The sequence below is a fragment of the Okeania sp. SIO2F4 genome (assembly GCF_010672385.1).
GTDB lineage: Bacteria > Cyanobacteriota > Cyanobacteriia > Cyanobacteriales > Microcoleaceae > Trichodesmium.
The window spans coordinates 1-6,733 of sequence record NZ_JAAHGT010000517.1 but is presented as its reverse complement, the minus strand read 5'-3'; the positions used below and the strand labels follow the sequence as shown (position 1 = coordinate 6,733).

Sequence of the window (6,733 nt, the reverse complement as noted above, 5' to 3'; positions counted from 1 at the left end):
AAATATAGACTATCCTAGACAAATATACACAAAATGTCTAGGATATGAAACAATCACGAATTTGCGGAAAGATTAGGAGTTAGTGTAAAAACTTTACAGCGTTGGGATAATTCTGGAAAGTTAAAAGGCAAGCGCGTATAGGTCAAATCACCGCTACTATACCGAAGAGGATAGGGAATGCTGACCAAGAGACAGGAAGTAAACATTAAAATGTCACGCTATATGACGTTTTATATCGGTTTTATGAAGCAGTTTGACAATCCTAGTTGAGAACGGTCAGTAACCAAATTTAGTCCCCAGGGCAAACGCACTAAACCTCTCCCCATTCTCAATAAGCGCTTGATTTTTATTGAAGTATCATTCAGTTCCCGTCCGCAAGTCCCTTTCTAAATATAGCTTTCAATTAGCTTGTTACCCCGTGTTCTCGTGAGCTAAACTCCAGATTCCTCAATCTAATCTTGCAGAACGACTCCTCCGTATCCCTCAACCTCGGTCATGGGTAAATCAGCAGATTCTATGTTAAAAAATGCACCTCCTAATCCTTCCTGGTCATTTGAGTTCTCACTCTCGTTGGGAAAGAAAGCTCCCCCATTCATTTCCAAATCACGATCGACTTTAGGGTCAGCTTTGGCACCATTCCCAGTTCCAATACCGCCACCCCCTTCGAGGGGGGTTTGATAAAAATCAACCACATCGTTCACGGTTTCTTGCCCGAAAATCCCCCCAAATGCCTCCTGCTCAAGCGGTGAATATGAAATCTCCCCACCTCCGAGACTGATATCAGAGAAATCGGTAGCATCATCTTCAGGATTAGTGATTTCAAAATCAATTAATCGCAGTCCCTGTTCGTCTAGCTCTTGCCATTTGGCTCGGAGGCTCTCAAACGTAACATTAGCCCAAAGATAATGGCTATCATTCCCCGGTAAGAACACACCCGAATAACGGATTGAATTACCTACTTGATGCATATTCAAATCAACCAATCGTAATCCTTGATTGCTCCACTCCCGCCATTTAGAGACAAAGCTAGACCAGGTTGTGTTCGCCCAAAGTCCATAACCACCACGACCTGGTAGGAACACACCTGAGTAGCGAGTTTTGTTTCCAACACGATGAACGTGAATATCCACCAGTCTCAGTCCTTGACGGCTCAACTCCTCCCACTTTGCTTTGAAGCTATCCCAGGTCACATTAGCCCACAAACCATAAGCTCCAGAGCCAGGGAGAAACACACCAGAGTAGCGATTCTTGTTACCAACACGATGAACATGAATATCTACCAATCTCAGCCCCTGATTACTCCACTCTTCCCACTTTGCTTTGAAGCTATCCCAGGTCACATTAGCCCACAAACCATAAGCTCCAGAGCCAGGCAGAAATACACCGGAATAAAGGGTTTTACTCCCACGCCGTCTGACATGGATATCGTGAAGTCGCAACCCCTGAGCATTCCACTCTTGCCACTTATCCCGGAAACTCTGCCAAGAAGCGTTTATCCACACAGCATAGCGTCCCGTGCCGGAGCGCCACACTCCAGCATAACCTCGTGGTATTGTGTTCAACAGAGATTTATATGCGTTTATGCGTCCTTTTCCTAGCTTACCTGCATAGGTGGGATTGAGACTGTCGATATTATCGCAGTTATCCTCAATAGTCTTACGAACCTGCGCATTGGTCAGTGATGGGTTGACCGACCAGATTAGAGCTGCTAAACCAGCCACATGAGGTGCAGCCATTGAGGTCCCGTTTTTGTATCCGTAGTTCCCACCACCAATACTTGAACGGATGTTGACACCAGGTGCTGACACATCTACATTGTTGCCGTAGTTGGAAAATGATGCTTTTTTGTCACGCTGATCGGTAGCCGCAACTGCAATTACTTGCGGGTAAACCCCTGGATATTCGGGTGTGAAGTCTGTGTTTCTTTTGTCATTGCCGGCAGCAAAGACAACGACCACATTCTTATTTACCGCATTGACGATCGAGTTCCTTACCCCAGCGTGGTTACCGCTCATCTTCCAACTACAGTTAATTACATAGCGACGATCTGGGTAAGTCGCAGCCTGGTTAGCAACATAGTTAATTGCATCGGCGCGGTTTGCGTTCATGCCGCTAGTCAGGTTGACACGCAGGGGCATAATCTGACACCCCGGTGCAACACCGATAACGCCGATGTTATTGTCAACTGCAGCCACAGTTCCTGCTACATGGGTTCCATGGGTGCTACTACCTTCATCTTCTGGTACTTTGTCATTGGCAGCAAAGTCCCAGTCCTCGACCCCTCGAGGCAGAATATTGAATTTTAGATCTGGATGATCTAAATCTGCTCCCGTGTCTATCACAGCAATGATAACAGATGATTTGCCACGTGTGATATCCCACGCAGGGACAATCTTGATGTCAGCACCAGCGGTTCCAGTCTTACCATTCACTGTTTGGCCTGTATTCCGTAGTCCCCAAAGTGTATTAAAGTATGGATCGTTCGGTTCATACAGGCCATCATTAAGACCAAATTCACTGGGTTCAGCAAAGGCGACAGCACTATACGCAGACATCTGCCGGATTGCCGTGAAGAGAGCCACACCCTCTGGCACGGAGACGGTGTAATAGCCCTCTGTTCGCTGCTTGTAGACAACTGTGCTGCCCACTTCCTCAATTATCTTTTCAGCATCTCTTGCACTAACACCTTCATTAAACTGCACGGTGTACTCATTAGGTAAGAAGTAGCGGTTCAGACCATCACCATCAACCATTACAGGAATTGAGTTAGCAATCTGCGGATCTGCCACAAGTGCATCAGTCATGCTCTGTTGTTCATCCTTGGAAACCTGTAGCACCGCAAAACGCCGTTGAGTATTGATGCCGACTAATTTCCCGGAGGCATCAGCCGTTTCTAGATCGACCATTGATTTGTCGGCGATCAAAGCCACTACTTCATCTGTCTTGGGTGTAAATTTGAGTTCGGTGCCACTTGATTTGTCGGTATAAAAGAAATCTGCCTCCTGTGAGTGCATACTTTTACTCATTTGAATAACTCCCTTTTTAATACATTAATGTGAAGGAACTGGTTATCAATCTGGAACAATACTGTTCTGGCAAGTAAGAACTTAGTGTCCATTTAACTAATTTTCTCAACTTGTTCGTTTTCCAGACTAGGTTGAGGCATTTAAGTGTTTCATGCTTCAACTCTCTTGTTACTATTAACGGTTTCCCCGCAGAAAATATTCCAAAATTTCTCAAAAATATTTTTCTCAAAAGGTCTAGATATGGTTAAAGGTATTGCTAAACAAAAGTTGTAGCGTTTTTATTGTCTGGGATATTAATGCGAATAGCATTTGGTATCTGATTCAATACTCAAGTATATGTATAGTGTGATAAATTTCTGGTTGTCCCAGATTTATAGTAAAGAATTTTGGACTGACAAGTCAAAGTTACTTGTTTATAACTCCCACCTTTGAGGCATTAATGCCAATTGCTTTACTGTCTGATTCAACACTCAAATATATCTATAGTCTGATAAATTTCTAGTTATCCCAAATTTTAGACTCAAGAATTTTGGATTAAAGCGATCGTGCCTCCCACCGCTACCACGATAGAACTCCATTCTGCTTATTTTGCCTCTGGAATTTAAGGAAGTTAGACTACACTGAAACTTACTGCATAACTCTGAAATTCTAGGAAATATTATCTATTTTAACTGAGAGATTAGTCTAAGTTGCATCTGTGTCTGATTCCTTCAAGTCATTCATTACAACCGTAATATTTCTGAGATTAAGCATCTCACAATGAATGATTAATTTCCCCAAAACTATCAGGTCAGTGTCTATAAGTTTAAAGACTAGGATCGATATTTTATGTTTTTTAACAAACTTGTAAAGACTCAACATCAAACAATATTTAACAGAGAAATTGAGTATTGGAATCAATTGATTAATTGTTCCGAGCATAGAAAAATTCTGGAAAATATTGCCCGCAAACGTACCTATAACAGCAGTATTTCTTGGGAAGATGCTCTACAGATAGCTTACTTGAAAATTGTAGAAGCAATTCAAGCAGGAAAATTTTCTGGTGATACAATTAAGGATTTTTATTGTTGGTCAGCTAAAGTAGCAAAAAATTCGATAATTGACTGTATTTACCAAGAAAAAAATCGATATTGCATGAGTTTAGATCGATATGTATCTGAGACAGATGTACCTCTACTAGAAACTTTATCAAACAAATCAAATTTATGGGAAAATTTGGAGATAGAAGATTTAGCCCTCAAAGCAGCTCATATTATCGAAAATCTCGACCAATGTTACCCCAAACGAAAGTACAAGGATCTTTGGTTAGGAAGACTTCAGGGTAAAACTCAAACACAACTTGCTCAAGAAATGGGATTAAGGCAAAGTACCATTTCTAAGCGCTGGAAAGAGCTAGAAAGTCGTTTACTTGAAGAGATGGGATTCTAAAAATTAGTAGGGCGTTATCATTATTCCTATTCTTAACCAAATTTTTGGGTTAATTTGTGTTAATTAGGGCTTGTAACTGTTGGCTAAAATCTGGTATTATCTCTTAAAATCTGGGATTATCTGTTTATGCTACTTGGATTCATGCGCTGAATTACACCCCACAAACCAGCAAAAAACGCTGCTGGCTAAACACGCGCTTTGTAGTTTGCTGGCGCATAGCTTTCCTGCGGAATGCTACGCAAACGCTAACGTCACGCTTGGAATTGGGGATTATGGTTAACTAGAAATATCCGCATAGCAAATTCCCATAATCCTGAGAGTAAACTTAAATTTCCCACATCTATTGACCTGCATAAACTTTTAGTAGCAATGGTTAAACCTAAAAACTTTTGGTACTATGAAGTGTCTAAAACAGCACCTCAATATGCTTTGAGATATTTATCTCTAGCTTGGAAACGTTGTTTTAATAAAGTATCAGGACAACCTAAATTCAAGAAAAAAGGTAGAATAGTAATGAATAATGAACAATGAACAATTAATAATGAAAGAAAACTAACTGGACAGTAAAAAGTTTTTTTCTTAATAAAACAGTTGGTTTCATGTGACAAAATGCTCCAGTTCCGACTGTCTCGTGAATGGCGATCAAGCATTTAACAATTTTGTTAAAAGAAAACTAATTATTAATTATTAATTATTAATTATTAATTATTTAGATGGTTCAATATCAGTAAGTTTTAATCATATAAAACTGCCCCGAATTGGATGGATGAAAACTTATGAAATACTGCCAGATAATGTAACTCCGTGTGGCTGTAACTATAACTAAGGCATCTGATAGATGGTTTGTCAGTTTCAAAGTAGATAGAGTTTGTCAAATAACTGAAAAATCAATAGATGTAGTTGGTGTAGATTTAGGAATTAAAACTTTGGCAACATTGTCAACAGGGGAAGTTTTTGTTGGTGCTAAGTCTTACCGAAAGTTGGAATCTAAACTATCACGACTACAATACCGCTCGCAGGCATAAAACCAAGTTTTCGCTCTAACTGGAAAAAGGCGCAACTCAGAATAGCTCAGTTACACACAAAGGTAGCTGACATCAGAAAAGATACATTGCATAAAATGACTACTTCAGCCGGCTAAAAACCACAGCCAGATAGTAATAGAAGTATGACAATGTATCAGGCATGATGGCAAATCACAGCTACGTTGCATGCAACGTAGCTAAGGCTGTTGCCGACATGGGTTTTTATGAGTTTCGTAGACAGTTAGAGTACAAATGTAAGTTATATGATTCTGAAGCTCATAATTGTTGATAGATGGTTTCCTAGTTCTAAAACTTGCTCTCAGTGTGGTCATGTGAAGCAGTCTCTGTCCTTATCAGAGCATACTTTTAACTGTGAACACTGTGGTTTCAGTTGCGATTTCTCCGCAACGAACCGCGCGATCGAGATTTGAATGCTAGCTTAAATCGAGCTTAGGCAGTCAGTGAGAGCTACGCTCCGCCTTCGGCGAACGACCGTGACAGCCAGAGGAGCTGGATAACGCCGACGTTGCCAGTGGAATAGGGAATAGAACAGATTGTAAGCACGAAAATCATAGATTTATATAGATAATCATAGGTTTCTAAGAACGGACAAAAACAGTTGACATTAGATATAATAAAAAAAGCGACCTTTTGTTTCAAATATGCGATCGCCCTACACAAAAATATCAATTAATAATTTTTTGAGGAATACAATTAACTGGAAACTAATGCCTCAAATCGTGCATCAGAACGAATATTTTGACAATCTGGGTCTTCTTGTACCCAATATTTTACTTCTGGTTCTAAATTGATAGCTTGTTCTAAATTTTCCAGAGCCTGGTCAATTTTATCTTGTATAGCATAACCGCAAACCTTATTGTATACAAGCCAGCCATCATCTGGTATACATTCTATAGCTTTGTTAAAGCAAATCATCCCTTCATCATGTTTCTCAAGACTTATTAAAGCCCATCCTTTATCTTCCCAAACAGCTGCTAAATCATCTCTACCTCTCAAAGCTTTACCTTCTTCTTCGGAGCGATCGTACCATTCAACAGCTCGATCGTGACATTCGATAGCTTCTTCATATCTTTCTAAAGCACTGAGAGTTAATCCTTTGTTTCTCCACCCAGTATAAGTATCAAAAGAATCCTCTGGTTGTTGCAATGCCTGCTCATACATCGCCAGAGCTTCTTCATATCTTTCTAAACCTAAAAGAGCACTACCTCTAGTATTAACAGGGACAAATTGATT

7 protein-coding genes and 1 pseudogene are annotated in these 6,733 nt (G+C 40.4%); 6 read left to right on the top strand and 2 right to left on the bottom strand.

The window, feature by feature from the left end:
* Positions 1-57: 57 nt before the first annotated feature.
* Positions 58-163, top strand: a pseudogene (locus tag F6K22_RS42500) (MerR family DNA-binding transcriptional regulator); the annotation flags it as partial.
* Positions 164-452: 289 nt separating this feature from the next.
* On the opposite strand, the gene F6K22_RS26340 reads toward F6K22_RS42500, so the two are convergent.
* Positions 453-3,026 carry a S8 family serine peptidase gene (locus tag F6K22_RS26340; RefSeq protein WP_293104868.1) on the bottom strand — a complete coding sequence of 858 codons (2,574 nt, stop codon included), beginning with the start codon at positions 3,024-3,026 and terminating at the stop codon, positions 453-455.
* An 828-nt stretch (positions 3,027-3,854) separates the two neighbouring features.
* On the opposite strand from F6K22_RS26340, the gene F6K22_RS26335 reads away from it, so the two are divergent.
* The 5 genes from F6K22_RS26335 (at position 3,855) to F6K22_RS26315 (ending at position 5,910) form a co-directional block, all read left to right on the top strand.
* Positions 3,855-4,454, top strand: coding sequence for a sigma-70 family RNA polymerase sigma factor (locus F6K22_RS26335; RefSeq protein ID WP_293104866.1), 600 nt, complete (start codon positions 3,855-3,857; stop codon positions 4,452-4,454).
* A 369-nt stretch (positions 4,455-4,823) separates the two neighbouring features.
* Positions 4,824-4,985, top strand: coding sequence for a hypothetical protein (locus F6K22_RS26330; protein ID WP_293104863.1), 162 nt, complete (start codon positions 4,824-4,826; stop codon positions 4,983-4,985).
* Positions 4,986-5,260: 275 nt separating this feature from the next.
* Complete coding sequence (locus F6K22_RS26325) at positions 5,261-5,479, top strand: hypothetical protein (protein WP_293104860.1); 219 nt, start codon at positions 5,261-5,263, stop codon at positions 5,477-5,479.
* 160 nt (positions 5,480-5,639) lie between these two features.
* Positions 5,640-5,768 (top strand): hypothetical protein, encoded by a 129-nt coding sequence (locus tag F6K22_RS26320; RefSeq protein ID WP_293104857.1) that lies wholly within the window; start codon positions 5,640-5,642, stop codon positions 5,766-5,768.
* Positions 5,743-5,910: a zinc ribbon domain-containing protein gene (locus tag F6K22_RS26315; RefSeq protein ID WP_293104854.1), complete on the top strand. Its 168-nt coding sequence runs from the start codon at positions 5,743-5,745 to the stop codon at positions 5,908-5,910. Before F6K22_RS26320 ends, F6K22_RS26315 begins: the two co-directional genes overlap by 26 nt.
* 283 nt (positions 5,911-6,193) lie before the next feature.
* Here the strand turns inward: F6K22_RS26315 and F6K22_RS26310 are convergent.
* A partial coding sequence (locus F6K22_RS26310; protein WP_293104851.1) for a tetratricopeptide repeat protein occupies positions 6,194-6,733 on the bottom strand: 540 nt, incomplete at its 5' end.

Bases quoted from the DNA above. Each gene is read 5' to 3' on its own strand.
- F6K22_RS26340 (WP_293104868.1), bottom strand. From the start codon at position 3,026: ATGAGTAAAAGTATGCACTCACAGGAGGCAGATTTCTTTTATACCGAC.
- F6K22_RS26335 (WP_293104866.1), top strand. From the start codon at position 3,855: ATGTTTTTTAACAAACTTGTAAAGACTCAACATCAAACAATATTTAAC.
- F6K22_RS26330 (WP_293104863.1), top strand. From the start codon at position 4,824: ATGGTTAAACCTAAAAACTTTTGGTACTATGAAGTGTCTAAAACAGCA.
- F6K22_RS26320 (WP_293104857.1), top strand. From the start codon at position 5,640: ATGATGGCAAATCACAGCTACGTTGCATGCAACGTAGCTAAGGCTGTT.
- F6K22_RS26315 (WP_293104854.1), top strand. From the start codon at position 5,743: ATGATTCTGAAGCTCATAATTGTTGATAGATGGTTTCCTAGTTCTAAA.